The sequence below is a fragment of the Methyloversatilis sp. XJ19-49 genome (assembly GCF_024580145.1).
Taxonomy (GTDB): domain Bacteria; phylum Pseudomonadota; class Gammaproteobacteria; order Burkholderiales; family Rhodocyclaceae; genus Methyloversatilis.
The window spans coordinates 1-25,428 of sequence record NZ_JANINI010000014.1 but is presented as its reverse complement, the minus strand read 5'-3'; the positions used below and the strand labels follow the sequence as shown (position 1 = coordinate 25,428).

The window sequence follows — 25,428 nt, the reverse complement described above, 5'->3', positions numbered from 1 at the left end:
TCCGTCTCCCGATGTTGCTGCACCCACCTGAAGGTCTAACGTCGCGCGCACCGGGAAGTTGAGTCGGGTCCGCAGGCGCACGGTCGATGCGTCATCCGATGCATCAACCGTGCCACTACTGCGGTGTCGGAACGATCAGCCGGGCAAGCGCAGCGAAGCGACTCGGTTGACCGAGTATCAGTTTCGCCAGTTCGTCCAGCCACTCGGTCCCGTTGTCTTCCGAGGGCGGCTGGTAATCGACGATGCCGAAACGTTCGACATTCTGCAAGGTCAGGCGCAGCGTCAACCGGGTGTAATCGGCGTTGAGTTCGACCCGGCCGCGCACTTCGGGCGCGATATCGAACACCTGGGCGCGCAGGCGGTTCTGTTCGTCGCGCGAAGCCTGCTCCTCAAAGCGCAGGCCGTGTTCGCGCAACGCCACGCGCAGTGCGCCGGCCGCCTGTGGCTCACGCTCGCAGCGCATCAGGGCCTGGCCGCGCAGCAGCCAGGCCAGCGATACGCGAGCCAGCTGATCCGGCGCCTCCGGACCACGATTGCGGGTATTGACATCGGATGCCTGCCAGGCGAGTCCGCGCAGCACGCCCAGACCAAGCAGCGGATAGTCGCGCGCGATCTGCGGTTTGATCACGTTGAGCTGGCCGGCAAGCTGCGTCAGGTAGTCGCGCACCAGCACAAGGCGGGCGGCGAGCGCCTGTTCCGCTTCGGTGCGCACCGCCCGCTCGCCACGCTGCATCTGCGCGTTGTGCGTCCGGATGCGCTGTGCTTCGCCGGCAAGATCGGCCAGCAACGACGATGCGGCGGATGCCGGCGCACCCGGCCCCGCGCCGTTCGATGCCGCAGGCGCAGCGGCACCCGCAAGGACTTCCGGCTCATCGTGCAGCGTGGGGAAAGCCGGCTCCGGTGCCGACGCCTCGCGCAGCGGCTTGAGGCGGCTCTGCGCGGTGCCGTTGGACGCCGCACCGATCGATGGCGGCGCGGTGCCTCGGGCCGAAAAGGCATCGATATCGGCGGCCAGTGCCGCCAGCACGTCGTCGACCGGCAGTGCGGGTTTCTGCGACTGACCGCGACGCAGGCTTTCCGGGCCATCCGCCACCTCGGGAACTACGATCGCATGCGGCGGCGGTTCGGTCACTTTCAGCACCGTGGCAGCCACCGGTTCGAGCCGGATCCAGCGCAGCGCGTCGGCCAGTTCGGCAGCCGTCTGGAAGCGGTCGACCGGCGATTTCGCAAGCGCCTTCATCACCAGCAGATCAAGTTCGGGCGGCACATCCGGGTCGATCGCGCTGGGCGTGGGCGTGGGCACGTGGGCGATGTTCTCCAGCACGCTCGACAAGGTGCCGGTGAGTGGCGAGCCGAACGGAGGCCGGCCGGCCAGCATTTCGAACAGCAGCGCGCCGAGCGAAAAAACGTCGGAGCGCGCATCGGGGGAAAGTCCCTGAACCTGCTCGGGCGAAAGATACTGCGGCATCGCCGGCAAGGCATCCGGGGCTGGGGCAGGCAGCGCAAAGTCGGTCACCGATACATGACCGGCACCGTCAACCAGCAGGTTCGAGGCCTTGAGGCCGCCATGCGTGACGCCGTGGGCGTGTGCATGCGCCAGCGCGTCGGCGGTCTGCAAGCCGATGCTGCACACCCATTCGAAGGACAGACGCGGCAGCGCATCGAGCAGTTGCCGCAGCGAACGTGCATCCACGCGGTCCATGACGACCCAGGGCGTACCGTCATCGGCGCTGACACCCTGTTCGATGATGCGAACGATGCACGGATGATTCAGCTGCGACGCGTGAAGGAGACGGTCGCCGAGCGCGCGGATGTATGCCGGCACGTCATCGGCGAGATCCGTGCGGAACAGTTTCAGCGCAACCAGGCGACCGCTGCCTGCTTCGGTCGCCTCGAATACGGCGCCACGCTCGCCACGGCCGATTTCGCGTCCCAGCGCGTAGCGCCCCACCTTGCGCGGCGCGTCAGTCATGCGCAACGCCTCGTGCGTTCGAAGGCGGAGGGTGAAACCGTCGGCGGAGAACGTTAAAAAAGGTATCGCAAGGCATATCTGCGATATTACCCAAGCTGCTGCCGCTGCACACCCTTGCGCAGCAGCCCGGGCGGGCTTTACGACAATTTATTCCTGCGAACGATAGATATCGCGCAGGAACGCGTCGGGATCCGACACGGCAGTATGCGAGCGCGCGACCGATGGGCGGCGGCTGGCAAGCGCGGCCTCGGGCTGCGGCAGCCAGCCTGAGTCGAGCACTTCGTCACCATAGTCCTGATGGCGGCCAAGCGACTTTCCGGTCATGAAATCAAACAGGTCCATGTCTCTCTTCCTGAACACATCTTCCACTGCCATCGGCCCATGCCCCGGCGACTTGAGGGTTCCGATCGCCGTTGGCACACATGTTTGCGGCTTCAGTCCGCCGTCTCGTTGAACTACGCTGAAGAGGTCTGACCTCCTCCCCACCGGTGCATCTCGCTGCCATGTTCCGTTGCTGCATCCTGCTCGCTTCGCTGTGCGCACTTTTGTGTACGCAACCTGCCGCCTCAGCGGATGCGGCCAGCAGCGCAAACCAGCGCCTCATCGACGCGGCGCTCGCGCGCTGGTCGGGCGGTCCGCAGGCAGGCTGGCTGTCGCGCATCCTGCCGCCGACCATGACCGCTGCTGCCTTGCCCGAACCCGATTCACCCGCCGCGACCCTGATGGCCCGCTACTGCGTTCAGTGCCACCACCTGCCGAGCCCGGCGATGCACCACCCCGACAAGTGGCCGAAAATCGTCGGCCGGATGGTGGTGCGCATGCGGGGGAGCGGGAACCGCGGCGCGCTGATGAAGGACATGATGGGCGGCGCGGCCGCGCCGGACGAGGAAGAAGTACACATGCTCATCGGCTACCTGAGACGTAATGCACAGAAGCCGATTGATGTGGCGCGCTATCCCGATCTGGACACGCGCGGGCGCAGCTTCCGCGACGCCTGCGACCAGTGCCACGTACTGCCGGAGCCGTCGAGCCGCCCCGCCCGGGAGTGGCGTCGAGTAGTGCAGCGCATGGAAGACAACATGTCCTGGATGAACCGGATCGTGGGGTCAGCGCCGCAGCGGGGCGAACCTCAGCTGCGGCGGCAGGACATCCTGGGCTATCTGGAAAGCAAGGCCGGGCGCTGACGCGGCACCCGACAGGCGCTCAGACGACGCCGGCCCCCTGCGACTGGCCGCGCGCGCTGCGGCAGGCCATCGGCAGCCAGTCGAGCACGCACTGGGCCACCTTGCGCCAGTCGGCTTCCAGCATCATGCCGTGGCCCATGCCGGGGAAGACGCGCGCCTCGACATCAAGTGCGCGGGCGGTCATTTCGGTCAGCGAGGGCGGAATGATGGGATCGCACTCGGCGCCAAGCACCAGCAGCGGCGCACGGCGCATGCGTGACGGCTGCGGCAGGTCGAACAGTGTCATGTCCCAGATCACGCGCGCAGATTCCGGCTGCACGCGACGCGCCATGTCCTGCAGGCGCTCCATCGACACCGGCTGGGCGAACAGGGCTTCGCGCAGCGCCTCGGGCGACGTGCCGCCACCGGTCAGCAGAGTGTTCAGTTCGGACATCAGGTCAGGCTTGCGGAGCGCCAGACCGACCGCCGATGCCCACAAACCCTGCGGCGGCACAGACGCCATCAGCACCGCGCCGGACACCTGTCTCACTTCCATACACTTCTGTACCACCATGCCGCCCATCGAGTGACCGATCAGGATCGGCGGCACGTCGAATGCGTCGATGAGTTCGAGCACGTCGCGCACGTAGTCGTCAAGGCTCAGCAGATCGAGAAATTCGCGCCCCGGACTGCCCCCGTGACCGGACAGCGACAACGCGGTCGCTTCGAAGCCGGCGTCAGCGAAGTAGGACAGGAAGTGTTCGTCCCAGCACCAGGCTGCTGTGTAGGCGCCATGGACGAACAGCAAGGGTGTTGCGTGGGTCGCCGCAGCCGGTCTTCGCGTGATGACTTCCAGCGGACCTTGGCGCTTGATCATGTTTCAGTGCTCCGATGGTTTCGAGACACTTTAACTGCAAGCAGGTATCGGGCCCGGACACGCATTGTCGAAAGCATTACACGGATGGTCACAAAGCGTCGGCATGTTCCGGTGCTGCAACGATTTCGTCGTTGTCTGCGCAGGAGCCCGGCTCGGCGACCGAAATCAGCGCCCAGTGCGACTCCCGGAACCATTTTTCAAGGGCTTCCACGGGAATCGGCTTGCTGATCAGGTAGCCCTGGGCCAGATCGCAGCCGAGTTCGCGCAGCCGCTCCAGCACGGCGTCTGTCTCGACGCCTTCGGCCGTTACCTTCAGTCCCATGTTGTGGGCCAGTTCGATTGTCGAACGTACGATGATTTCGTCGTTCGGATTTTCGACCAGGTTCATCACGAAGCTGCGGTCGATCTTCATTTCGCTGACCGGCATCTGCTTGAGGTAGGACAGCGAGGAATAGCCGGTGCCGTAGTCGTCGATCGACAGCATGCAACCGGTGTCGCGCAGCGCCTGCAGATTTGCCAGCGCGCGCAGCGGATCGTCCAGCACGGCGCTTTCGGTGATTTCCAGCGTGATCAGACGCGATTCGCAGCCGTGGCGCTGCAGCATTCCGATGAAACTGGACGGCAGGTCGGGGTTGAGCAGGTCGCGCGCCGAGATATTCAGAGACACATTCACCTCGATACCGGCACGCAGCCACAGGCCGCACTGGCGGATCGCCGCATTCATGACCCACAGCGTGATCGCCTTGATGTAGCCGGTCTGCTCGGCGAACGGGATGAAATCAAACGGCGGAATGAAGCCGCGCGTCGGATGGATCCAGCGTACCAGCGCTTCGACGTGATGCTGGCGGCCCGGCACCAGCGCGACCTTCGGCTGGTAATACAGCACCAGTTCATCGTGCTCGACGGCCGCCCGGAGTTCGGTCAGCAGCGACAGCCGTTCGACGTTGCGTTCATGGTGGCGCGGGTCATAGATGGCTGCGCCGCTGTTCTGGCGTTTGGCCTGATACATGGCGACGTCGGCGTGGCGCAGCAGCGCCTGCACGTCGTCGCCGTGTTCCGGAAACGACGAAATGCCCATGCTGGCGCTGACGTCCACCATCTGCCCTTCGAGGCTCATCGGCTGGTCGAGCGCTTCGGCAATGCGCATCGCCACGCCATAGGCTTTCTGCGCATCGGCGCCCGGCAGCAGCACTGCGAATTCGTCACCGCCGAGGCGCGCCACCTGATCGCGCACATCGCGCAGCGTGTCGCGCAGCCGCTTGCCCACTTCGACCAGCAGCAGGTCGCCCAGGCCGTGGCCGAGCGCGTCGTTCACCATCTTGAAGCGATCCATGTCGAGTGTCAGCACCGCCAGTGCGCCGTCGCGCGTCTTCGCGTCGTGCACACCATCGGTCAGCCGCTCGACGAAGTAGGCGCGGTTAGGCAGACCGGTCAGCGTGTCGCGGTAGGCCAGCTCGGAAATGCGCGCCTCGCGTGTAGAGATGGCTTCGGTCATGTGCGAGAAGGCATCGGCCAGCTGGCCGATCTCGTCACGCCGGTCCATCACCGGCGGCACACCGTACTCGCCCCTGCCGACACGGCGGGCGAACTGCGCCAGCTTGGCCACCGGCGACGCGATCGATCTCCCCAGCAAAGCGCTGGCCACCAGTGCAAACAGCATTCCGGCGAGCGACAGCTGCAGCCAGTTGTCGTACAGGCGCTGCCAGGGTTCAAGCGCTCGATCGAGCGACAGCTGCAGCACGACCGTGATGTGCTGCTGCGTACCCGCTTCGATGACCTTGGGCCGACTTGCATAGTCCTTGCCGTCGAGCGACAGCATTTCAGGCAGCGCCCCGCGATGGCTGCGGAAGGCTGCCAGAAGCCCTGGTTGCAGCGTGTCGGCGAGCGAACTGGCTGCCAGCCCCCATTCATCGTCTGCGACCCGGCTCAGGAAGCTCAGATCGAGGCCCGACACCCGCTTGAGGTCCTGCACGAACGGCTGATCAACGATGAATGCGGTCACGACATAGGCCACCGGCAATGGCGCGAGTACCGGCACCACCACGACCTGGTAGAGCGTGCCGTCGATGATGACCAGACCGCTCCCTGATCCGCCGTTGCGTGCGTTCTCGATCAGGCCGTGCAACTGCGGCGCGACGCCCTGCGCAGCGTCCGGGTATATGGCGGTGACGCGCTCGTCGAGGCCGAGCAGCATCATCAGGCTGGCTTCGATGCGCTCGCCGTGATTGCCGAGCGCGGACACGATCGTTTCGTTGTCCCGACTGGTCAGCGCTTCGCGGAACCCATAATCGGCAGCCAGCACGCGGGCAGCCTGTGTCAGCTGGCTGGCGCGCTGTTCGAGCAGGCGGGACAGGACCCGATCGGCCGTCTGCAGTTCGGCACGCACATCGTTGAGCGCGCTGGAGCGGCCGAGCTGGCCGAACATCAGCAGACCGCCGGCCTGCACCAGCAGCAGTAGCAGTGCGCAACAGGCGGCGATGCGCCATTTGAGACTGTTCATTCGCATTGCGTCAGGGCTTCAGGTCGACCGTCACCGACTCGGTCATGTCGGCATTGACCCTGATCGGACGCGGCGGCAGGTCCGGCATGCCGAGGCGACGCGGATGCCAGGTCTGGAGCATGTAGTCACCGGGCGGCAGGTCGGTGATCTCCGCGCTGCCGTCGTCCCCCGTCACGGCAAACCACGGGGTGTCGACCACCATGATGTAAGCGACCATCTTGTCGTGAATATTGCAGCCCAGCACGACAACACCCGGCTTGTCGAAAACGACCGGCCTGGCTGGCTTGCCGGCGTACAGCTTCAGTTCGAACACCTTGGACGCCGAAAACGAATACACGTGATGGCGCACCGTGTCGTTGTTCGGAAAATCAACTGCAGCGCCGGTCTGCACCACGCTGACCAGGGGCACGAACGTCTTCCTGACCTGTTCGATGCTGGCCGGGCGAGGGGGCGGCAACGCGACCTTTCCCACCGGCAACAGGGTCACCACGACGCTGTCGAGCGCACGCCCCGACGTATCGCTGGTCTTGAAGGTGACGGTTGCAGCCTGCGCAGAACCTGTCAGAAGCACTGCGGAAAGCGCGGCTGCGCGCATCATCCGTCCTGCCATGCAAACCTGCTTCCGCACTCCTTGAACGCGCACGATCCCGTTACCCACGCACTGTCGATGCTCCAGCTAACGGCAACAGGACTTCACCCTTTAGGGGTACGACTGCGGACCACGCGTCAGCCCGGGGTGGCGTCGGATCGCCTGAAGCAGACAAGCCGGACGCCACAGCGCGTTGCGACACCGACAGCTCCATGAAGCTGAAGACCTCCGCAGGGCGCCTGGCGGCGTGGCTCGTCCTTGCACGTGCCGTCCCGCCGCGTCCTTGCGCCCTGCCAGACACCCTGCCAACCCTGCCGACACCCTCTATCAACCGAGGGTTGGCAGTTGAATTTTCTCACGGGCCATTGATGAGTGCCCTAAAGGCAGCGGCGAATCAACCGTAACCCACAAGGACTTCGCCCACGCGCCAGGAAACGAGTGCCACCCGCAGGCGCGATGCTGTCAGGCCCCTTCATTCGATCAAGGACCCCTCCATGCAGATCACCACCCGTCTTCCCCTGCTGACGCTTGCCTCGACCGCCTGCCTGCTCGCCGCCTGCGCCGGCACACCCGACATCGAAGGCCCGCCGCGCAAGGAAACCGTGTTTGCGGTGACCCAGTCGCACCGTCTGATCAGCTTCAATGCTGGCCAGCCGGGCAGGCTCCTGTCCGATGTCGCCCTGACCGGGCTGGACAACGGCGAACAGTTGCTGGGCATCGACTACCGGGTCGCACGGGGCGTCATGTTTGCGCTCGGCAGCACCGGCCGCATCTTCACCGTCGATGTCGCCCGGGGTCAGCTCAAGCCGGTCGGCAATGCGAAATTCGCCGCGCCGCTGAAAGGTCAGCGCTTCGGGTTCGACTTCAATCCGGCCGCCGACCGCATCCGCATCGTGTCCGACACGCGGCAGAACCTGCGTGCCCACCCTGATACCGGCGCGCTGGTCGACGCCTCGCCCGACACTGCCGGCCTGCAGCCTGACGGCACGCTGACCTACGCCGAAGGCGACACCAACGCCGCCGTGGCGCCGAACATCGTCGCCGCCGGCTACACGTACAACCAGGAAGACGAAAAGCTCACGACCAACTTCGCGATCGACGCCGCCACCGGTGCGCTGGTGCGCCAGGGTTCGGTGGAAGGCGTGAAGCCGGTGGTGTCGCCGAACACCGGCAAGCTGTTCACCGTCGGCGCACTCGGCATCGCCGGACTGGCCGACGCCCACTTCGACATCGCCGACGTCAGCAACGACGCCTACGCCGCCGCCAGCACGGCGCAGGACGCCACGCCGCAGTTCTACCTGATCGACCTGAAAACCGGCGCGGCCACGCGTCTGGGCAGGGTCGGCAAGGGCGAGCCGCTGCGCGGCATCGCCATTGAACCCTGATCCCGGTACCGCGATCAGAACGCGCCGTTCACGCCCGGAATCCAGTTCGTGCCGGCCAGCGGAATGCGCGCCATGGCAGCGGCTTCCAGCGTCAGCGCAACCAGATCTTCGCGTTCCAGGTGATGCACGTTCTGCTTGCCGCAGGCACGTGCAATCGTGGTCAGCTCCATGTTCATCGTCTGCAGGTAGTTCTTGACGCGGCGCGCGCCGACGTCCGGCTGCAGACGCTGCTCCAGGATGGCGTCCTGCGTGGTCACGCCGACCGGGCACCTGCCGGTGTGGCAGTGGTGGCAGAAGCCCGGTGCCGTGCCCAGCGCGTCGTAGCCTTCGATGGCCGACACGTGTTCGCCGTTCTGGATATAGCTCTCGGAATTGCAGCCGAGCGCGAACAGGATGCCCTGGCCGATGGCCACGGCGTCGGCACCCATCGCCAGCGCCTTGGCGACGTCGGGGCCGCTGCGGATGCCGCCGGACACGATGAGCTGCACCTTGCCCTTCATGTTCAGGTCTTCCAGCGCATCGACGGCCTGACGCACCGCGGCCAGCGTCGGAATGCCGACGTGCTCGATGTAGCAGGTCTGCGTCGCGGCGGTGCCGCCCTGCATGCCGTCCACCACCACGACGTCGGCGCCCGAATGCACGGCCAGCTTGACGTCGTTGAAGGTACGGGTGGCGCCGACCTTCACATAGATCGGCTTTTCCCAGTCGGTCAGTTCGCGCAGTTCCTGGATCTTGATCGCCAGATCGTCCGGACCGGTCCAGTCCGGGTGGCGACAGGCCGAGCGCTGGTCGACGCCCTGCGGCAGCGTGCGCATCTTCGCCACGCGCGGATTCACCTTCTGGCCGAGCAGCATGCCGCCGCCGCCCGGCTTGGCACCCTGTCCGATCACCACTTCGATGGCGTCGGCGCGGCGCACGTCGTCCGGATTGAAGCCGTAGCGCGACGGCAGGCACTGATAGATCAGCGTCTTGGACGAGCCGCGCTCTTCCTGCGTCATGCCGCCGTCACCGGTGGTGGTCGAGGTGCCCATTTCGGTCGCGGCGCGTCCGAGCGACTCCTTCACGTTGGCCGACAGCGCGCCGAAGCTCATGCCGGCGATGGTGATCGGGATGTCGAGCTCGATCGGCTTCTTCGCGAAGCGCGTGCCGAGCACCGTCTTGGTGAAGCACTTCTCGCGATAGCCTTCGAGCGGGTAGCGCGACAGCGAACCGGCGAGAAAGACCAGATCGTCGAAGTGCGGCAGCTTGCGCTTGGCGCCCAGACCGCGGATTTCGTACAGGCCGTGCGCGGCTGCATTCTGGATGTAGTCGATGACGCTGCGGTCGAAACTGGCCGACTGTTCGAGCGACGGGCGTTTGAACGTTACGGGCTTGGTGTCCATGCTAAGTCCTTTGGTGCTGAGTCCTGCGGGTTTCCGGTACGCCCGGCTCAATATTCCTGGTCGGCGTCGGCGTTCCAGTGGTACAGGGAACGTGCCGAGGCGATGCGCCTGAATGACTTCGGATCGTGGTCTAGACCGGCTTTCGACAGCAGTTCGGCCAGCGCGCTGTAATCGGCGTCAGTCATGTCCTCGAACTGCGCATCGGCGCCCAGCGATTTCACGGTGCCGCGGATGTAGATGACCGCCTCGTACAAAGAGTCGCCGAGCGCGTCGCCGGCATTGCCGCAGATGACCATGCGGCCGGCCTGTGCCATGAAGCCGGAAAAGCTGCCGACGCTGCCGCCGACGACGATGTCGCCGCCCTTGAGTGAAATGCCGCAGCGCAGGCCGGCGTCGCCGTCGATCACCAGAAGGCCGCCGTGTGCGGTGGCGCCGGCGCCATTCGACGCGAAGCCTTTCACATGCACGGTGCCGCTCATCATGTTCTCGGCGACACCGGTGCCGGCGCTGCCGTGGATCACCACGGTGGCGTGCTTGTTCATGCCCGCCGCGTAGTAGCCGGCATGGCCGTGCACCTCGACCGTGACCGAGTGATTGAGGCCGACCGCGATGTTGTGCGCGCCGTCCGGGTTCAGCACCGACACGTGGCGACGGTCACCGTCGGCCAGGTCGCGATGCAGGAAGCGGTTCATGTCGCTCAGCGACGAGGCCGCAAGATCGAAGCTCAGGCGTTCCATACGTACATCTCCTCGGGCGCGGGTTCGAACACGTGGGCGTGCTTGACGCCGGGCAGGTGGGCGAGCGAACGGAATTCCGACGCGATCGCCACGTAGTCGTCAGTTTCGGCGACCACCGCGGGCTTGCAGGCGAACGGGTCGCGGATCAGCGCGAGCTTGTCCGGCGTCCCCATCAGGAAGGTGTAGAAACCGTCCATCTCGTCGAAGCCGCGCTGCAGCGCCGCTTCCAGCTCGTCGCCTTCGCGCAGCCGCCATTCGAGAAAGCGGCAGGCCGCTTCGGTGTCGTTGTCGGTGTCGAAGTGGATGCCGTGCGGCTGCAGCTTGCGACGGATGTCATTCGGGTTCGACAGCGAACCGTTGTGCACCAGACAGAAATCCTCGCCGGCGGTGAACGGGTGGGCGCGGTCCGGCGTCACCGCCGATTCGGTCGCCATCCGGGTGTGACCGACCAGGTGCGAGCCCTTCATCGACTTGAAGTCGTAGCGCTCGGCCACTTCGGCCGGCGTGCCGACGTCCTTGTACAGGTCGATGGTGCGGCCGGTGCTCAGGATGTGCAGCTTCGGATGGTGTTCGCGCAACCAGCGCTTGATCATGTCCGGCGCCACCGCGAACGACAGCACGGCGTGATTGTTCTTCACGTCGATGATCGCCTCGACGTCGAGGTGATCCTTCAGCGCGTGCGTCAGACCATGCCAGTTGAAATCCGCGCCTTCATCGGTCAGCCCGGAATACAGGCTCAGCTTGCGCGAGCCCTCGGCCAGCGGATCGGCGAACACCGCCAGACCGGCCGAATCCGGCCCGCGTTCGGTCATGCCGATCAGCATGGGCACCATCAACTCGCCCAGTCTTTCCTTCAGTGCCGGTGTCTTCACCAGCAAACCCACGATTCCACACATATCGGTTCTCCGGGGATGATCAGAAAAATTCGAGGTAGCTCTGCACTTCCCAATCGGAAACGTGGCGCATGTACTCGACCCACTCCATGTGCTTGAGACGCAGGAACTCGTCGACGACGGGACCCAGTGCAGCCCGGATCACGTCGTCCTTTTCGAGCGCCAGCAGCGCTTCATGCAGGTTCTGCGGCAGTACGCTGATGCCGGCCGCGTCGAGCTGGGCTTGGCTGTATTCGTACAGGTTGTCGTTGTTCGGCGCGCCCGGATCGAGCTCGTTGTTCACGCCGTCCATGCCGGCTGCGATCACTGCGGCGGTGGCCAGATAGGCGTTGCAGGAGGCGTCGGGCAGGCGCAGTTCAAGCCGGCCGCCGGGGCTGCGGATCATGCCGCTGCGGTTGTTGCCGCCGTAGCAGATGTAGGCCGGCGCCCAGGTGGCACCGGTCAGCGAGCGGCCGACCACCAGACGCTTGTATGAATTGACCGTCGGGCAGCACAGCGCAGCCAGCGCCGGTGCGTGCTTGAGCAGGCCGGCCGCCCAGTGGTAGGCCAGCTTCGACAGCGCCAGGCCGTGCTTGTCGGACTTGTCCTCGAACAGGTTCTTCCTGCCGCCGGGCGCCGTTTCGCCGATCGACATGTGCATGTGCAGGCCGTTGCCCGGGCGGTTCGAAAACGGCTTGGGCATGAAGGAGCAGATCAGGCCCAGGTCGGCGGCGATCTCGGCGGCACCCATCTTGAAGAAGGTGTAGTGGTCGCACGAGGTCAGCGCGTCGGTGAAGGTGTAGTTGATTTCGAACTGGCCGTTCGCGTCTTCGTGGTCGATCTGGTAGACGTCGATGCCGACCGCGCGCAGCGATTCGGACAGCCGTTCGAGAAAGACGCGGGCACGCGACAGACCCTTGTAGTCGTAACAAGGCTTGGCCAGCGTGTCGCCGGCGTCGGCCGGCAGGATCTTGCCCTCGACCTTGCGCAGCAGCGAGAACTCCGGCTCCATGCCTGTGTAGAAGGTCCAGCCGCGCGACTTGAACTGTTCGAGCTGCTTCTTCAGCACCACGCGGGCGTCGAATTCGTGCGGCGTGCCGTGCGTGTGACCGTCGCAGGCGATGCGCGCATAGCCCGGCTGCCAGGGCACCAGCGACAGCGTCGACGCATCGCCGACCGCCATGTAATCGGCGTCGACATTGGGCGTCATGCCCATGCCCCAGATGGCGAACCCGGCGAAGCCGGCGCCATCGGTCACCACGGTGTCGTAATGTTCGACCGGGACCGATTTGGTCTTGGCCGAACCGTGGATGTCGACGAACTGTGCCAGCAGATACCTGACCTTGTTGTCCTTCAGAAACTGCTTTGCTTCGCTCGGTGTCATGTCATTTCTCCCTGTCGCCCGCTGTTGTTCAGTCCCGTTAAGCCTCGACGCCGACCGCGCCGCCGCCCAGATCGCCTGCCACCTCGACCAGCGTGAGCCACAGATAGCCCCCCCACGTGCCGTCGCACCACAGACGGACGACCGGGCCATCGGCGCTGTCGAGCGTCAGCGCGGTCACCCCCACGCCGACCATGGACGTCATCACCAGCGCCGGTGCCGCCAGCGTGGAAAAATCGAAGGCGCAGGTCTGGCGCAGCAATTCGGGGATCTGCGTGCCGGTGAGCTCCAGCGCGGCGTCGAAGCGCGGCACCGGATACACGCGCTCGCCCGGCGGCTGCGCCATCAGTGCGGCGGCGCGTGTGCCGCCCGGCGCATCCTCGATCAGGTATTCGGTCAGCCCGAGGCGCGCCACCAGCGTGCCGTCGGCGAGTTGCAGGAAACTGTTCGACTGCGCCGGCGTGTCGATGCCCTGCGCATTGAGCCAGGCGGCGGCGCCCGCCCCCTTGACGCCGGCGCGCTGCAGGAAGCTCCGGTCGCCGATGCCGGCGTTCGCCCGCCTGGCGGCTTCGTCGGCGCCGAAGCGCGCGACAACCTGCATCCGTTCGCGGGTGGTCCAGTCACGGGCGAGGGGTGCCTGCACGTCGAACAACGGGCTGATGCGCAGTACTGCGTTCATGTCGCCTCCTTCTGGCGGGCATCTGTCGGGTCGAAGAACGGTGTCGTACAGACTTCGGCCGGCACCATCGTTCCATCGGTGACGCGAATGGACAGCGCCGTGCCGGGTGCGGTCATTTCGGGCGGCACGAAGGCGAGCCCGATGTGACGACCGACGTTCGGGCTCCACGAAATGCTGGTCACGCGGCCGATGATGTCGCCGTCACCGATGATCAGATGGCATTCCTGCGGCACCTGACCGAGGTGGTTGGCCGGCAGCATGAAGCCGACCAGCCTGCGTTTCAGCGGCAGCTTCCTGATGATTTTCAGCGAGCGCTGGCCAGTGAAGAAAGGCTTGTCGAGCTTGACCGCCCAGTCCATGCCCACCTCGAACGGATGGGTCAGGCCGTCGGTGTCCTGGCTGACGATGAGGTGACCCTTTTCCAGCCGCAGCAGGCGCTGCGCCTCGACGCCGAAGGCACCGATGCCGGACGCCTCGCCCGCCTTCATCAGCAGATCCCACAGCACCGGACCGTACTCGGCCGGCGCATGGATCTCGTAGCCCCACTCGCCGACGAAGCCGACCCGCATCATGCGCACCGGCACGCCGGCCACCAGGCCGGACCGCACCGCGAGGTAGGGGAAGGCGGCCGATGACAGATCCATGTCGGTCAGCGTCGCCAGCACGGCGCGGGATGCCGGTCCGGCGAGATTCATCGCCGAATACGCGCCGGTCAGATTCACCAGACCGCAGTCGAGCCGCCATTCGGTGTTCAGGCGCGACAGTTCGCGATACACCGTCGCGGAACCGGACGAGGTCGTCGTGAAGTAGAAGACGTCGTCCGCCACGCGCGCCACGACACCCTCATCGGCCAGCACGCCGGAGTCGTCGCACATCACCGCATAGCGCGTGCTGCCGACCTTCATGTTGTCATAGCGGCCGGTATAGACGCGGTTCAGGAACTCGGCCGCCTGCGGACCGCGCACTTCCAGCTTGCCCAGCGTACCGACGTCGATCAGACCGACCGCCGAACGCACCCGCGCCACTTCGGCGCGCACGCAGTCGGTGGCCGTGCGTCCTTCGACCGCGTAGTAAGCCGGCCGCTCCCAGGCACCTGCCTGCATGAACACGGCACCGAGCCTGGCGTGGCGGCCGTGCAGCGGCGACTGGCGCTGCGGGCTGAAGCCGCGGCCAGCCAGATGCGACAGCGGCACCGGGTGGAAGAACGGCCGCGCGGTGGTCGTGCCGACCTGCTGCGGCGATTTGCCGGTCAGGCGCGCCAGGATGCGCAGCGCCGTCATGTTCGAATGCTTGCCCTGACTCGGGCCCATGCCGACGGTCGAGAAGCGCTTCATCAACTCGATGTTGTCGTAGCCCTCCTGCACCGCGTTCTCGAAGTCCTTCACCTGCAGGTCTTCGTCGAAATCGACGAAGTTCTTGCCATCCGGGTGGGCAACGATGGGCCAGGCATGCGACGGCGATTCGGTTTCCGGCTGTATCACCGCATCGATCGCGCTCGGGAAACCGGTGTGCGCCGCGGCGGCGGCACCGGCGCGCCGGCCGTCGGCAATGCGCGACTCGATGCGGTAGGCACCATTCACCCGGCCACAGGCGAACACGCCCTGCGGAAGCACATCCGGCACGAACTGCTGCAGGCCGTCGTCGAAACGCATCTTCGTTCCGGCCTGGTACAGCAGGTTCGCGGCCGGCGACCAGCCGGTGCTCATTGCCAGCCCGTCGCAATCGATGCGCCGCTGCGAACCGGCGACCACCTTGCCCGCCGCATCGACGCGGCACACGGTGACGCCGGCCAGCGCGCCGCGACCGTCGGAATGCGCCTCGTACACCGCGTGGCCGGTGAGCACTTCCACGCCGCGGCTGCGCAGTGCATCGAGCTGCGGCGACGCAGGCACGTTGGCGCGCAGGTCGAGCACGGCGGCGACTTCACCGCCGGCCGCCAGCACATCGAGCGCGACGCGATAGCCGTCGGCGTTCGCCGCCAGCACCACGGTGCGCTGCGCCGGCAGCACGGCATAGCGATAGATCAGGCGCTGCATGGCCGAACCATTCATGACGCCCGGCAGGTCGTTGTTGCGGAATACGGCCGGTTGTTCGAACGCACCGCTGGCGACCACCACTGCCGCGGCGCGCATCTTCGTCATGCGTTCGGCGTCGATCAGCGGCACCCAGTTGTCGGCGTAGTACGCACCGGCACACGTGCCTTCGAGCAGACGGATGCAGCTGTGCGCCTTCACGCGCTGCAGCAGTGCGCGGGTGTGCTCGCGCCGTGCCACGTCGCCGCCCAGCTGGAACAGGCCGCTGCCGCCGGCGTGCGCGTTCTCGTCGACGATGACCACCTTCGCACCGGCGTCGGCCGCTGCCAGTGCGGCGGACAGGCCGGACGGACCGGCGCCGATCACCAGCACGTCGCAGAAATCGTAGCGCTTGGGTGTGCGCACGTGCGGCGTGTCGAAGTCGAGCACGCCCAGGCCGGTGATGCGGCGGAACATGCGCTCCCATTTAGGGAACAGCCGCTTCGAATGGAAGGCCTTGTAATAGAAGCCGACCGGCAGGAAGCGCGCGAACAGGCCGAGCACGCGGGCGCGGTCGTTGGCGACGCCGCCGAAGGTATTGACGGCCGTCAGATCCATGCCGTCGCGCAGCGCAACGACGTCGCCGCGGGTGTTCAGGCGCGGGCCGTCCTGCAGCATGACGTTCACGTCATGGTTGGCGGCCGACAGGATGCCGCGCACCCGGTGGTACTTGAAGCTGCGGCCGAGTGCGCGCTGGCCGGCGGCCCACAGCGCGCTGGAAATGCTGTCGCCGGCAAGACCTTCGAAAGCGGATCCCTCGAAACGGAAGCGGACGACCGTGCTGCGGTCAATCCACTCGTCGGGCATGGCGGGCAGGCGCTTCACCGGTCATCTCCATATAGATAGGTACGCAGCACAAAATCCTTTTCGGTATCGCGCTCGGCGATGAACCAGGTGTTCGACGGCGTGTGGCACCACCACTCCTTCTTCACGCCGGGTGCGCCGTTGCGGTTGAACACGTAGGCGGCCCACTCGTCGTCGCTGCAGGTGTCGGGATCGGGCATCGGGCGGATTTCGCCCCAGTAGACGAATTCCGATACCGGCCGCGTGCCATTGACCGGACAGGTCATCAATTTCATGTCGTCGCTCCTGCAGTCCGGCGAAGGGGTACGGACAGAACGTCATTGATCCACTCAGTGACCCACACTTGCCGCTCCCTTCTCGCCGGTCAGCGCGTAGTTGCGGAAGCGGTCCAGCGAAAAACCGGTGATCAGTTCGTGCGGCTTGTCGTTCGCCACCGTCCAGGCCATCGTCTTGCCGCACACCGGTGTCGCCTTGAAGCCCCAGGTACCCCAGCCGGAATCGAGATAGAAGCCCTCGACCGGCGTCATGCCCATGATCGGTGCGAAGTCCGGCGTCATGTCGGCCATGCCGGCCCACTGGCGCACCACCTTCACGTGCGACAGGAAGGGGAACATGTCGAGCAGGTGCGCCGACAGGCCTTCCGGGAAGTCGAGCGTCGAGCGGGTCGATTGCACTTCGTACGGATCGAGCGATGCGCCCATCACCAGTTCGCCGCGCGAACTCTGGCTGACGTAGATGTGCAGGCTGCCCGACACCAGGATGGAATCGAGCCAGGGCTTCATCGGCTCGCTCACCATCGCCTGCAGCGGGTGGATGTAGATGGGCGTCTTGATGCCGACCATGTCGGTGATGCGCGGCGTGAAGCCGGCCACCGCACAGATCACCTTGTTCGTCGCGATGAAGCCGCGCGTGGTGTGTACGCCGACCACCTTGCCGCCCTTGACCTCGATGCCGGTGACCGCTGTCTGCTGGTGGATTTCCGCGCCGCGCATGTCGGCGCCGCGGCCGTAGCCCCAGGCCACCGCGTCGTGACGGGCCACCGCGCCGGGCGCGTGGTACAGCGCGCCCTGGATCGGCGCGTGGCCGCCACAGGACAGGTCCATCTGCGGCGTGGCGCGCTTCACGTCTTCCGGCCCGACCACTTCGGACGCGATGCCGTAGTGCTTGTTCACCTCGGCGCGCCAGCGCATCGTGCGCATCGCCGAGTCCGTATGTGCCAGCGTGAAGTGACCGCGAGTGGAGAAGAACAGGTTGAGATCGAACTCGGTCGACAGGTCCTGCCACAGCTGCACGGACTTGTCGTAGAACTTGACGCCTTCGGGCGTCAGGTAGTTCGAGCGGATGATGGTGGTGTTGCGGCCGGTGTTGCCGCCGCCGATGTAACCTTTTTCGAGCACCGCGACATTGGTGATGCCGTGGTCGCGCGCCAGGTAGTAGGCGCTGGCCAGCCCGTGGCCGCCGCCGCCGATGATCACCACGTCGTAAGAAGGTTTCAGCGTGTCGTGGGTCGTGAACATCCGCGGTTCCGGATGTGACTTGGACAGACCGAACCGCAATAGGCGCCAGGGCATGAAATTTTCCGAAGTTGGGTTTCCGCAGTTCCAGGCTGCGGGGCGACCGCCGGTGGGCGACTCGCTTCACGTCAATGTTCGTGTGAAGCAACTTTAGTTCAAATCATGAACCTTTTGAAGCAGGAGTCAACAAAAATTCGTACGATGAAACCTGACACGTAAAATCGCGCACAGCCAGAACAGGGAGGCCACAACAATGAGCACGCAAGACAGTGCGATGGAAGGCGAACTCGAGCGCTACCTCGGCACCACGATCCGCGAGCTGCGCCGGGCGCACGGACTGACGATCGCCGACATTTCGGACCGCGCCGACATCAGCCGCGGCATGCTGTCGCGCATCGAGAACGGCCAGACGGCCACCAGCCTGGACGCGCTGTCGCGCATCGCACGCGCGCTCGGCGTGTCGCTGTCGGCGCTGTTCAAGGACTACGAAACCGAAGGCGGCGGCGCCCAGCTGGTGAAAGCCGGCGAAAGCATGGAAGTGGCGCGGCGCGGCACAAAGAGCGGCCACACCTATCACCTGCTGTCCTACCACCAGGGACCGACCAAGCTGTTCGAGCCCTTCCTGATCACCATCGAACAGACCTCGGCCACCTTCCCGGTGTTCGAGCATCCGGGCACCGAATTCATCTACATGCTGGAAGGCCGCATCGACTACCGCCACGGCAAGACCATCCACTCGCTGGAGCCGGGCGACGCGCTCACCTTCGACGGCAACGTGCCGCACGGCCCGGAAAAGCTGACCGAAGTGCCGATCCGCTTCCTGTCGATCATCATCTATCCGGAGCAGGCGCACGAGTGACGGCGGCCTGCGATCTGCCCGGTGTGTACTCGACAGACGGAACTCGCGGGCTTTAAATCCCTCTGTGCGGCAGCACCTGCAGAGGCTGCACCCCATCCCGGCCGGAGAATCCCGTGAAAACCTACGCCAAGACCCCCGAAGCCCTTGCCCGCCTGACGCCCGAGCAGTACCGCGTCACGCAGCAGAACGGCACCGAATACCCCGGTACCGGCGAGTACCTGAAGAATCACGCACCCGGCATCTATGTCGACATCGTGTCGGGTGAGCCGCTGTTCGCATCGACCGACAAGTTCGAGTCCGGCTGCGGCTGGCCCAGCTTCACCAAGCCGATCGAGCCGGCGCACGTGACCGAACTGCGCGACGCCTCGCTCGGCATGGTGCGCACCGAAGTGCGTTCGGCGCACGGCGACAGCCACCTCGGCCACGTGTTCAACGACGGCCCGCGCGAGCGCGGCGGCCTGCGCTACTGCATCAATTCGGCGTCACTGCGCTTCGTCCACCTGAAGGACATGGCGGCGGAAGGCTACGGCGACTGGATCGACCAGGTGGAGGGCGCGCGATGAGCAGCGAACGCGCGGTGCTGGCCGGCGGCTGCTTCTGGGGCATGCAGGACCTGATACGCAAGCTGCCCGGCGTGCTGAAGACGCGCGTCGGCTACACCGGCGGCGATGCGCCGAATGCGACCTACCGCAGTCACGGCACGCACGCCGAAGGCATCGAGATCGTGTTCGATCCGGCGCAGATCAGCTATCGGCAGCTGCTTGAATTCTTCTTCCAGATCCACGACCCGACGACGAAGAACCGTCAGGGCAACGATCGCGGCCTCGCCTACCGGTCGGCCATCTACTGGGTGTCGGATGCACAGCGCGACGAGGCGCTGCGCACCATCGCCGACGTGAATGCGTCGGGCCTGTGGCCGGGGCCGGTGGTGACCGAAGTGGAACCGGTGGGCGACTTCTGGGAAGCCGAGCCGGAACATCAGGACTACCTGGAACGCATTCCGAACGGTTACACCTGCCACTTTCCGCGCGCCGGCTGGGTGCTGCCGCGCAGCGATCGATGAGCGTCGGCGATACCTTCTAGAAGCAGGCGCTTTCCGCCAGCCCGAGCCGGCAGCTCCACTGGAACTGTTCGGTCCGGTGCTTGGCCGAGCGCTGGAACATGACCGTCGGTTCCGCCAGCACCGCATCGGGCAACGGGAAGCTCATCGCGACGCCGCTCGCGTTGGTGAAGAAGCGCAGGAAGCAGGATGCGGTGTCGTCGCTGCACACCGTGTCGATGACGCGGTCGTAGTAGGCGCGGTCGCGTGCCGAGGCCTCGGGCACGACGATGAACTGCAGCAGGCCGAGCCGGCCGGCGAGATGCCAGTCTGCAGCTGGCGGCGCTTCTACGGCAGCGGCCGGCAGCGTGACGATCGCTGCCAGCAGGCAGCACATCCTGTTCAGCCTCATCGCTGCCTCCTTCACGGTTCCGCTGGGGCGTCGGCACGCGGCGCGCGCAGGCTGCCTTCGACCATGCGGTATTCGTACAGCCGGCATTCCAGCGCACCGTTGTACAGCGGCGTGCGGCGGCTCGCCTTCAGCTTGATCAGCTTCGGAAAGTCGGTGTCGGCGGTGATGAACAGGCAGCGCCAGCCGCTGTAACGCTGCTTCAGCAGGTCGCCCAGTTTCGGATAGAAGGTGGCCAGTGCCTGCTTTTCGCCGATGCGCTCGCCATACGGCGGATTGGTCACCAGCACGCCGTGGTCGGCCGGCGGCTCTCGATCCATCAGGTCCGCCCCCTCGACCCGCACCACCCAGGGCAGTTTCGCGGCCTGCAGGTTCTCCTTGCAGCGCGCGACTTCGCGGCCGGCGATGTCGGAGCCGAAGATCGGCAGTTCGCGCGGTGGCTGGGCGCGCGCCGCGGCCGCGTCACGCACGGCGTGCCAGTCTGCGGCACGATAGGTGGTGAGCTTTTCGAAGCCGAAGCCGCGGCCGAGGCCGGGCGCGATGTCGAGCGCCATCTGCGCGGCCTCGATCAGGAAGGTGCCGCTGCCGCACATCGGATCGAAAAAGGGTTCCACCCTGTCCCAGCCGGACAGCAGGATGATGCCCGCAGCGAGGTTTTCCTTCAGCGGTGCCTCGACATGCGCCACCTTGAAGCCGCGCTTGTACAGCGGCTCGCCCGAGGTATCGAGATAGATCGTGGCATCGCGGTCGGTCAGGAACACGTGCACGCGCACGTCCGGCGCCACGGTGTCGATGCTCGGCCGCGATCGCGTCTGTTCGCGCATGCGGTCGCAGATCGCATCCTTCACGCGCAGGGTGACGAAATCGACCGATTTCAGCGGCGAGCGCACGGCCGTGGTGTAGACGCGCAGCGTGCAGCGCGGCGAGAACCAGTGCTCCCAGGCCAGGCCCAGCGCCAGCTTGAAGATATCGTCTTCCTTGCGGTACGGCCCGTGGCCGACGCGCCACAGCACGCGGGTGGCGATGCGGCTTTCCAGATTGACGCGATACACCAGCGCCCACGGCCCCGAGAAGGCGACGCCGCCGGGCACCGCCTTCACGGCGTCGGCACCGAGCGCGACCAGTTCGTCGGCCAGCACGGCTTCGAGGCCGCGCGGACAGGGCGAGAAATAGTGCTGATCGCCCTGCAGTTCGGCCGGCATGTCGCCTTCCGGGCGCGGCACGCGGCGAATTGAACGCACGGCAGGCGCTGCCGTGGAACGCACGGAAGGTGCAGCCGTGGAGCGTCCGGCGGACGCGGATGTCTTTGGCGGGACTTTCTTCGGAGGGAAATTCGTCATGGGATCAGAAAGGTTTCAGCACGACCAGCAGCACGACGGCGAACAGCACCAGCACCGGCGCCTCGTTGAACCAGCGGTACCAGACGTGGCTGCGCGTGTTGCGGTTGGCTTCGAAGGCGCGCAACAGGCGCGCGCAGTAATGGTGATAGCCGATCAGGAAGATGACCAGCAGCAGCTTGGCATGCATCCAGCCGCCACCGATGCCTTCGCCCAGCCACAGCCACAGGCCGAAACCGACCGCCAGCCCGGCCAGCGGACCCATGAAGCGCAGCAGCTTGCGCGACATCAGCAGCAGGCGGTCGCGCACCGCGGTTTCGTCCGCACCGAGCATGGCCAGATTGACGAACAGGCGCGGCAGGTAGAACAGGCCGGCGAACCAGCTGGTGACGAAAACGATGTGCAGGGCCTTGGCCCACAGATAGGTACTGGTCATTGCATTGCTCAGCGTTGGAAAGTCTGCAGGGCGTGTGCGAGCACGGCGTCGACGTCGGGGCGCTGCCGTGTCACCCGCAACTCGCGCTTCATGCGGCCGTTGTCGAGCACGCGCGATTCATTCATGAAGGACAGCATCATCGGGCTGAGCCGCGCGCGCGCTTGCTCGCGCGTGACACGCGGCGGCCGCGGCAGCGCGAAAGCGTCGGCCACGCGGTCGAAATAGTCGCCCATGGCGAGCCGGGTGTCGTCGCTCGCGTTGTAGGTGCGGCCGCCGCGCGCGCGCATCAGCGCGCCCCACGCGAGTCGGCCCAGATCCGCGGCGTCGATGTGATTGGTGTACACGTCCTCATCGGGGTGCAGCACCGGATCGGCACGCTTCAGGCGGTCCAGCGGCAGGCGGTCGGGACCGTAGATGCCGGGCGCGCGCAGGATGCTCACCGCGACACCGCGCCGCGCCAGACGGCGCACCGCCGATTCGGCGTCGACCCGCCGCGCGGCGCGCGCGCTGCCGGCGTTCAACGGCCGCGTTTCCGGCACGCGCTCGCCGGCGCAGTCGCCATAGACGCCGCTGGTGCTGATGTAGCACAACCGGTCGGTCCGCCCGGCGCGCGCCAGCGCGGCCACCAGGCGGCGGGTGCGCGGATCGCGGCCGTCACCCGTGGCCGGTGGCGGCGCGAAATGCCACACCCAGGTGGCCAGTGCCGCCACCCGGCGCAGGCTGGCCGGATCATCGAGGTCTGCGCGCACGCAACGCACGCCCAGGCGGCGCAATTCGACAGCCGATTCGACGTTGCGCACCATGGCCCATACCCTTACCCGTGGTGCCAGCCAGGGCAGCGCGCGACGAGCAACGTCGCCACAGCCTACAATCAGCACCCTTGACCGTTTGCCGCACCACCCCGCCGGGGCCGTGCGCTGCGATCGCTTTACCTTGTTCATTCACGGATTGTCTCACGCTGCCATGTCCTATCAGGTCACCCTCAAACCGAGCCAGCACACCTTCACCACCGACGCCGAAACCCGCCTGCTCGACGCTGCGCTGGCCGCCGGCTTCAATCTGCCCTATGGCTGCCGCAACGGCGCCTGCGGTTCGTGCAAGGGGAAAATCCTTTCCGGCACGGTCGATTACGGCACGCATCAGGCGGCCAAGCTGACAGACGCCGAAAAGGCGCAGGGCTATGCGCTGTTCTGCTGCGCCACCGCGCGCTCCGACCTCGAACTGGAATGCCGCGAAGTCGGCGGCATGAAGGACATCGCGGTGCGCATCATGCCGACCCGGGTGCAGAAGCTGGAACGGCTCGCGCCGGACGTGATGGCGGTCAGCCTGAAGCTGCCGGCCAACGAAAGGCTGCAGTACCTCGCCGGCCAGTACATCGACTTCCTGCTGCGCGACGGCAAGCGGCGCAGCTTTTCGATCGCCAATGCGCCGCACGACGACGAATTCCTGACGCTGCACATCCGCGAGGTACCGGGCGGCCACTTCACCGGCCATGTGTTCGGCACGATGAAGGAGCGCGACATCCTGCGTTTCGAGGGGCCGCTGGGCAGCTTCTTCCTGCGCGAGGACGTCGACCGGCCGGTGATCATGGTGGCCGGCGGCACCGGTTTTGCGCCGATCAAGGCGATCATCGAACATGCCATCGAAACCGGCTACGACAAGCCGATCACGCTGTACTGGGGCGCGCGCACGAAGCAGGACCTGTACATGCACGATCTGGCGGCGAGCTGGGTCGGCCGGCTGCCCGGCTTCCGCTACATCCCGGTGCTGTCGGAACCGGCGACCGGTGACGCCTGGACCGGACGCACCGGTTTCGTGCACCAGGCGGTGCTGGCCGACCTGCCCGATCTCGCCGGCCATCAGGTCTATGCCTGTGGCGGACCGGCAATGATCGACGCCGCGAAGGCGGACTTCACCCGACAGTGCAATCTGCCGATAGAGCACTTTCACGCAGACTCATTTACCTATTCACCGCAATGAGCCAGGACGTCTTCTTCACCCGCGAACCGGTCATCAACAAGCAGCGCGCGATCACGGCCACCCGGCTGCGCGTGCATGCACCCACCTGCGGCGACGCCGTGGCGGCGCTGGACGCCATCGGCGAAGACTGGCCGCCGGCGCGCCCGGTGTTCGTCAGCCTCGCCGGCTGCGCACCCGATGCCAGCCTGGCCGACTGGATCGCGCCGGAAGGCGCCATGATGGAAGTCGGCGCGGTACAGCTCGCCGATCCGGCCTGCGCGGAGGCGGTGCTGCAGCTTGCGCAGGCCGGCGTGCCGCTGGTGCTGGGTGACTACAAGGTGGGCACCGAATTGCCGACCGGCCTCGGCTTCCGCTTCGTGATGGCCGACGCGCGGGTGCAGCCTGTGACCATCCGCGTGCCTGGCATCCTGCTCGCGACAGGTGTGGCCGATCCGCTGGCGTTCGATGCCGCGGTCAAGGCCGGCTATGGCGGCGCGACCGGCTGGTTCTTCAAGGCCAACCAGACCACGGCGAAAAAGCTGGCGCCGGCGCACGCGCAGATCGTGCGCGTGCTCAATCTGGTGCGTCGCAACGCCGACCCCAAACAGATCGAGGACGCGCTGAAGCAGGACGTGGCGCTGTCGTTCAAGCTGCTGCGCTACATCAATTCGGCCGGTTTCGGCCTGATGTGCCAGGTGCAGTCCTTCCGCCACGCGGTGGTCATCCTCGGGTATGACAAGCTGAACAAGTGGCTGTCGCTGCTGCTGGTCACCGCCGGCAAGGACCCGTCGGCACCGGCGCTGATGCAGGCGGCGATCGCGCGCGGCCGGCTGATGGAAGTGCTCGGCGCGGAGTTCTTTCCGCGCGAGGAACACGACAACCTGTTCATCACCGGCGCCTTTTCGCTGCTCGACAAGCTGCTCGGCGCTCCGATGGACACCGTGCTCGAAGAAATGACGCTGCCCGACCCGATCACCGACGCGCTGCTCGGCAACGACGGCGCCTATACGCCCTTCCTGAAACTGGCCCGCGCCTGCGAGGATGTATCAGCCGGCGCCCTGCGCGAGCTGACCCACTCGCTCGGGCTCGACGCCAATCAGGTCAATCGGGCGCAGATGTCGGCGCTGAAGTTCGCCGACACGCTGGAGTTCTGACCGGCGCTGCGGTCTGTGGGAGCAGCACCTGTGGGAGCGGCGATCCACTGCCGGCCCTGCATGGCCGGCCGGCTCTGCGGGCGGCGAGCAGTGCTCGCTGAAACCCCCGCTCCGCCCTCGCCGCGATTGATGCTGCGATGATCGTTGATGAACGCGCCGATCGCGGCGAGGCCGCCGCTCCCACACAGACTGCCGCGCCCACAGGGGGCGCACCGCAAAAGAAAAAGCCCCCCGCGCCTTGCGGCACGGAGGGCTTGTTCAGGCTTTCCGACGCGAACGTTCAGCCGCGACGGCGGCGGGCGGACAGT

General features: G+C 66.2%; 24 protein-coding genes. 7 read left to right on the top strand and 17 right to left on the bottom strand.

Features of this window, described 5'->3' with window-relative positions:
- Positions 1–115 precede the first annotated feature (115 nt).
- Together NMQ16_RS15790 and NMQ16_RS15785 are read right to left on the bottom strand one after the other, a co-directional pair.
- Positions 116–1,972, bottom strand: coding sequence for a serine/threonine-protein kinase (locus NMQ16_RS15790; protein ID WP_257081838.1), 1,857 nt, complete (start codon positions 1,970–1,972; stop codon positions 116–118).
- Between the two features lie 147 nt (positions 1,973–2,119).
- Positions 2,120–2,314 carry a hypothetical protein gene (locus NMQ16_RS15785; protein ID WP_257081837.1) on the bottom strand — a complete coding sequence of 65 codons (195 nt, stop codon included), beginning with the start codon at positions 2,312–2,314 and terminating at the stop codon, positions 2,120–2,122.
- Between the two features lie 332 nt (positions 2,315–2,646).
- Between NMQ16_RS15785 and NMQ16_RS15780 the strand changes: the two genes are divergently transcribed.
- Positions 2,647–3,156, top strand: a complete 510-nt coding sequence (locus NMQ16_RS15780) for a hypothetical protein (protein WP_257081836.1) — start codon at positions 2,647–2,649, stop codon at positions 3,154–3,156.
- A gap of 19 nt (positions 3,157–3,175) precedes the next feature.
- Here NMQ16_RS15780 and NMQ16_RS15775 read toward each other — a convergent pair whose 3' ends face one another.
- The 3 genes from NMQ16_RS15775 to NMQ16_RS15765 form a co-directional block, all read right to left on the bottom strand.
- Positions 3,176–4,012, bottom strand: a complete 837-nt coding sequence (locus NMQ16_RS15775; protein WP_257081835.1) for an alpha/beta hydrolase — start codon at positions 4,010–4,012, stop codon at positions 3,176–3,178.
- A gap of 88 nt (positions 4,013–4,100) precedes the next feature.
- Positions 4,101–6,512, bottom strand: a complete 2,412-nt coding sequence (locus NMQ16_RS15770; RefSeq protein ID WP_257081832.1) for a bifunctional diguanylate cyclase/phosphodiesterase — start codon at positions 6,510–6,512, stop codon at positions 4,101–4,103.
- A 10-nt stretch (positions 6,513–6,522) separates the two neighbouring features.
- Positions 6,523–7,122, bottom strand: a complete 600-nt coding sequence (locus NMQ16_RS15765; protein WP_257081830.1) for a methylamine utilization protein — start codon at positions 7,120–7,122, stop codon at positions 6,523–6,525.
- A 473-nt stretch (positions 7,123–7,595) separates the two neighbouring features.
- On the opposite strand from NMQ16_RS15765, the gene NMQ16_RS15760 reads away from it, so the two are divergent.
- Positions 7,596–8,486, top strand: a complete 891-nt coding sequence (locus NMQ16_RS15760) for a DUF4394 domain-containing protein (protein ID WP_257081829.1) — start codon at positions 7,596–7,598, stop codon at positions 8,484–8,486.
- 14 nt (positions 8,487–8,500) lie between these two features.
- On the opposite strand, the gene NMQ16_RS15755 is transcribed toward NMQ16_RS15760, so the two are convergent.
- The 8 genes from NMQ16_RS15755 to NMQ16_RS15720 are packed head-to-tail and all read right to left on the bottom strand — an operon-like array spanning position 8,501 to position 17,984.
- On the bottom strand, positions 8,501–9,868 hold the full coding sequence (locus tag NMQ16_RS15755; protein WP_257081828.1) for an FMN-binding glutamate synthase family protein: 1,368 nt from the start codon (positions 9,866–9,868) through the stop codon (positions 8,501–8,503).
- Positions 9,869–9,915: 47 nt separating this feature from the next.
- Positions 9,916–10,605: a protein glxC gene (locus tag NMQ16_RS15750; RefSeq protein ID WP_257081827.1), complete on the bottom strand. Its 690-nt coding sequence runs from the start codon at positions 10,603–10,605 to the stop codon at positions 9,916–9,918.
- Positions 10,593–11,501, bottom strand: a complete 909-nt coding sequence (locus NMQ16_RS15745; protein WP_257081826.1) for a class II glutamine amidotransferase — start codon at positions 11,499–11,501, stop codon at positions 10,593–10,595. Before NMQ16_RS15745 ends, NMQ16_RS15750 begins: the two co-directional genes overlap by 13 nt.
- A 19-nt stretch (positions 11,502–11,520) precedes the next feature.
- A complete protein-coding gene (gene glnT, locus NMQ16_RS15740) occupies positions 11,521–12,861 on the bottom strand; it encodes a type III glutamate--ammonia ligase (protein WP_257081825.1) in 1,341 nt (446 codons plus the stop codon).
- Positions 12,862–12,898: 37 nt separating this feature from the next.
- Complete coding sequence (locus NMQ16_RS15735; protein ID WP_257081824.1) at positions 12,899–13,537, bottom strand: methylglutamate dehydrogenase; 639 nt, start codon at positions 13,535–13,537, stop codon at positions 12,899–12,901.
- Positions 13,534–16,416 (bottom strand): glycine cleavage T C-terminal barrel domain-containing protein, encoded by a 2,883-nt coding sequence (locus NMQ16_RS15730; protein WP_257081955.1) that lies wholly within the window; start codon positions 16,414–16,416, stop codon positions 13,534–13,536. The genes NMQ16_RS15735 and NMQ16_RS15730 overlap by 4 nt, the downstream gene beginning before the upstream one ends.
- 14 nt (positions 16,417–16,430) lie before the next feature.
- The gene (locus tag NMQ16_RS15725; RefSeq protein WP_257081823.1) at positions 16,431–16,688 is read right to left on the bottom strand and encodes a sarcosine oxidase subunit delta; all 258 of its coding nucleotides are present in this window, start codon (positions 16,686–16,688) and stop codon (positions 16,431–16,433) included.
- Positions 16,689–16,742: 54 nt separating this feature from the next.
- A complete protein-coding gene (locus NMQ16_RS15720) occupies positions 16,743–17,984 on the bottom strand; it encodes an FAD-dependent oxidoreductase (protein ID WP_306441089.1) in 1,242 nt (413 codons plus the stop codon).
- A gap of 196 nt (positions 17,985–18,180) precedes the next feature.
- Here NMQ16_RS15720 and NMQ16_RS15715 point away from each other — a divergent pair, with 196 nt between their 5' ends.
- The 3 genes from NMQ16_RS15715 (at position 18,181) to msrA (ending at position 19,849) form a co-directional block, all read left to right on the top strand.
- Positions 18,181–18,786, top strand: a complete 606-nt coding sequence (locus NMQ16_RS15715; RefSeq protein WP_069038618.1) for an XRE family transcriptional regulator — start codon at positions 18,181–18,183, stop codon at positions 18,784–18,786.
- 113 nt (positions 18,787–18,899) lie between these two features.
- Positions 18,900–19,349, top strand: coding sequence for a peptide-methionine (R)-S-oxide reductase MsrB (gene msrB / locus NMQ16_RS15710; RefSeq protein WP_257081821.1), 450 nt, complete (start codon positions 18,900–18,902; stop codon positions 19,347–19,349).
- Positions 19,346–19,849, top strand: a complete 504-nt coding sequence (msrA, locus tag NMQ16_RS15705) for a peptide-methionine (S)-S-oxide reductase MsrA (protein WP_257081820.1) — start codon at positions 19,346–19,348, stop codon at positions 19,847–19,849. Before msrB ends, msrA begins: the two co-directional genes overlap by 4 nt.
- Before the next feature lie 16 nt (positions 19,850–19,865).
- Here msrA and NMQ16_RS15700 read toward each other — a convergent pair whose 3' ends face one another.
- From NMQ16_RS15700 to NMQ16_RS15685, 4 genes are all read right to left on the bottom strand, one after another.
- Positions 19,866–20,237 (bottom strand): hypothetical protein, encoded by a 372-nt coding sequence (locus NMQ16_RS15700; RefSeq protein WP_257081819.1) that lies wholly within the window; start codon positions 20,235–20,237, stop codon positions 19,866–19,868.
- Positions 20,238–20,248: 11 nt separating this feature from the next.
- A complete protein-coding gene (locus tag NMQ16_RS15695; protein ID WP_257081818.1) occupies positions 20,249–21,475 on the bottom strand; it encodes a class I SAM-dependent RNA methyltransferase in 1,227 nt (408 codons plus the stop codon).
- A gap of 103 nt (positions 21,476–21,578) precedes the next feature.
- Positions 21,579–22,007: a CopD family protein gene (locus NMQ16_RS15690; RefSeq protein WP_257081817.1), complete on the bottom strand. Its 429-nt coding sequence runs from the start codon at positions 22,005–22,007 to the stop codon at positions 21,579–21,581.
- Between the two features lie 8 nt (positions 22,008–22,015).
- Positions 22,016–22,948, bottom strand: a complete 933-nt coding sequence (locus NMQ16_RS15685; protein ID WP_257081816.1) for an SDR family oxidoreductase — start codon at positions 22,946–22,948, stop codon at positions 22,016–22,018.
- A gap of 22 nt (positions 22,949–22,970) precedes the next feature.
- On the opposite strand from NMQ16_RS15685, the gene NMQ16_RS15680 reads away from it, so the two are divergent.
- Together NMQ16_RS15680 and NMQ16_RS15675 are read left to right on the top strand one after the other, a co-directional pair.
- Positions 22,971–23,987, top strand: coding sequence for a CDP-6-deoxy-delta-3,4-glucoseen reductase (locus NMQ16_RS15680; RefSeq protein ID WP_257081815.1), 1,017 nt, complete (start codon positions 22,971–22,973; stop codon positions 23,985–23,987).
- Complete coding sequence (locus tag NMQ16_RS15675) at positions 23,984–25,120, top strand: EAL and HDOD domain-containing protein (RefSeq protein WP_257081814.1); 1,137 nt, start codon at positions 23,984–23,986, stop codon at positions 25,118–25,120. Before NMQ16_RS15680 ends, NMQ16_RS15675 begins: the two co-directional genes overlap by 4 nt.
- The last annotated feature ends 308 nt before the right edge of the window (positions 25,121–25,428 follow it).

What these genes read in the sequence shown, in the direction of transcription:
- NMQ16_RS15700 (WP_257081819.1), bottom strand. Translation starts at nt 20,237, where the DNA reads ATGAGGCTGAACAGGATGTGCTGCCTGCTGGCAGCGATCGTCACGCTG.
- NMQ16_RS15715 (WP_069038618.1), top strand. Translation starts at nt 18,181, where the DNA reads ATGAGCACGCAAGACAGTGCGATGGAAGGCGAACTCGAGCGCTACCTC.
- NMQ16_RS15750 (WP_257081827.1), bottom strand. Translation starts at nt 10,605, where the DNA reads ATGGAACGCCTGAGCTTCGATCTTGCGGCCTCGTCGCTGAGCGACATG.
- NMQ16_RS15755 (WP_257081828.1), bottom strand. Translation starts at nt 9,868, where the DNA reads ATGGACACCAAGCCCGTAACGTTCAAACGCCCGTCGCTCGAACAGTCG.
- NMQ16_RS15730 (WP_257081955.1), bottom strand. Translation starts at nt 16,416, where the DNA reads ATGCCCGACGAGTGGATTGACCGCAGCACGGTCGTCCGCTTCCGTTTC.
- NMQ16_RS15765 (WP_257081830.1), bottom strand. Translation starts at nt 7,122, where the DNA reads ATGGCAGGACGGATGATGCGCGCAGCCGCGCTTTCCGCAGTGCTTCTG.
- glnT (WP_257081825.1), bottom strand. Translation starts at nt 12,861, where the DNA reads ATGACACCGAGCGAAGCAAAGCAGTTTCTGAAGGACAACAAGGTCAGG.
- NMQ16_RS15735 (WP_257081824.1), bottom strand. Translation starts at nt 13,537, where the DNA reads ATGAACGCAGTACTGCGCATCAGCCCGTTGTTCGACGTGCAGGCACCC.
- NMQ16_RS15780 (WP_257081836.1), top strand. Translation starts at nt 2,647, where the DNA reads ATGACCGCTGCTGCCTTGCCCGAACCCGATTCACCCGCCGCGACCCTG.
- NMQ16_RS15760 (WP_257081829.1), top strand. Translation starts at nt 7,596, where the DNA reads ATGCAGATCACCACCCGTCTTCCCCTGCTGACGCTTGCCTCGACCGCC.
- NMQ16_RS15675 (WP_257081814.1), top strand. Translation starts at nt 23,984, where the DNA reads ATGAGCCAGGACGTCTTCTTCACCCGCGAACCGGTCATCAACAAGCAG.
- NMQ16_RS15720 (WP_306441089.1), bottom strand. Translation starts at nt 17,984, where the DNA reads ATGCCCTGGCGCCTATTGCGGTTCGGTCTGTCCAAGTCACATCCGGAA.
- NMQ16_RS15775 (WP_257081835.1), bottom strand. Translation starts at nt 4,012, where the DNA reads ATGATCAAGCGCCAAGGTCCGCTGGAAGTCATCACGCGAAGACCGGCT.
- NMQ16_RS15790 (WP_257081838.1), bottom strand. Translation starts at nt 1,972, where the DNA reads ATGACTGACGCGCCGCGCAAGGTGGGGCGCTACGCGCTGGGACGCGAA.
- NMQ16_RS15770 (WP_257081832.1), bottom strand. Translation starts at nt 6,512, where the DNA reads ATGAACAGTCTCAAATGGCGCATCGCCGCCTGTTGCGCACTGCTACTG.
- NMQ16_RS15680 (WP_257081815.1), top strand. Translation starts at nt 22,971, where the DNA reads ATGTCCTATCAGGTCACCCTCAAACCGAGCCAGCACACCTTCACCACC.
- NMQ16_RS15785 (WP_257081837.1), bottom strand. Translation starts at nt 2,314, where the DNA reads ATGGACCTGTTTGATTTCATGACCGGAAAGTCGCTTGGCCGCCATCAG.
- NMQ16_RS15685 (WP_257081816.1), bottom strand. Translation starts at nt 22,948, where the DNA reads ATGAACAAGGTAAAGCGATCGCAGCGCACGGCCCCGGCGGGGTGGTGC.
- msrA (WP_257081820.1), top strand. Translation starts at nt 19,346, where the DNA reads ATGAGCAGCGAACGCGCGGTGCTGGCCGGCGGCTGCTTCTGGGGCATG.
- NMQ16_RS15690 (WP_257081817.1), bottom strand. Translation starts at nt 22,007, where the DNA reads ATGACCAGTACCTATCTGTGGGCCAAGGCCCTGCACATCGTTTTCGTC.
- NMQ16_RS15745 (WP_257081826.1), bottom strand. Translation starts at nt 11,501, where the DNA reads ATGTGTGGAATCGTGGGTTTGCTGGTGAAGACACCGGCACTGAAGGAA.
- NMQ16_RS15725 (WP_257081823.1), bottom strand. Translation starts at nt 16,688, where the DNA reads ATGAAATTGATGACCTGTCCGGTCAATGGCACGCGGCCGGTATCGGAA.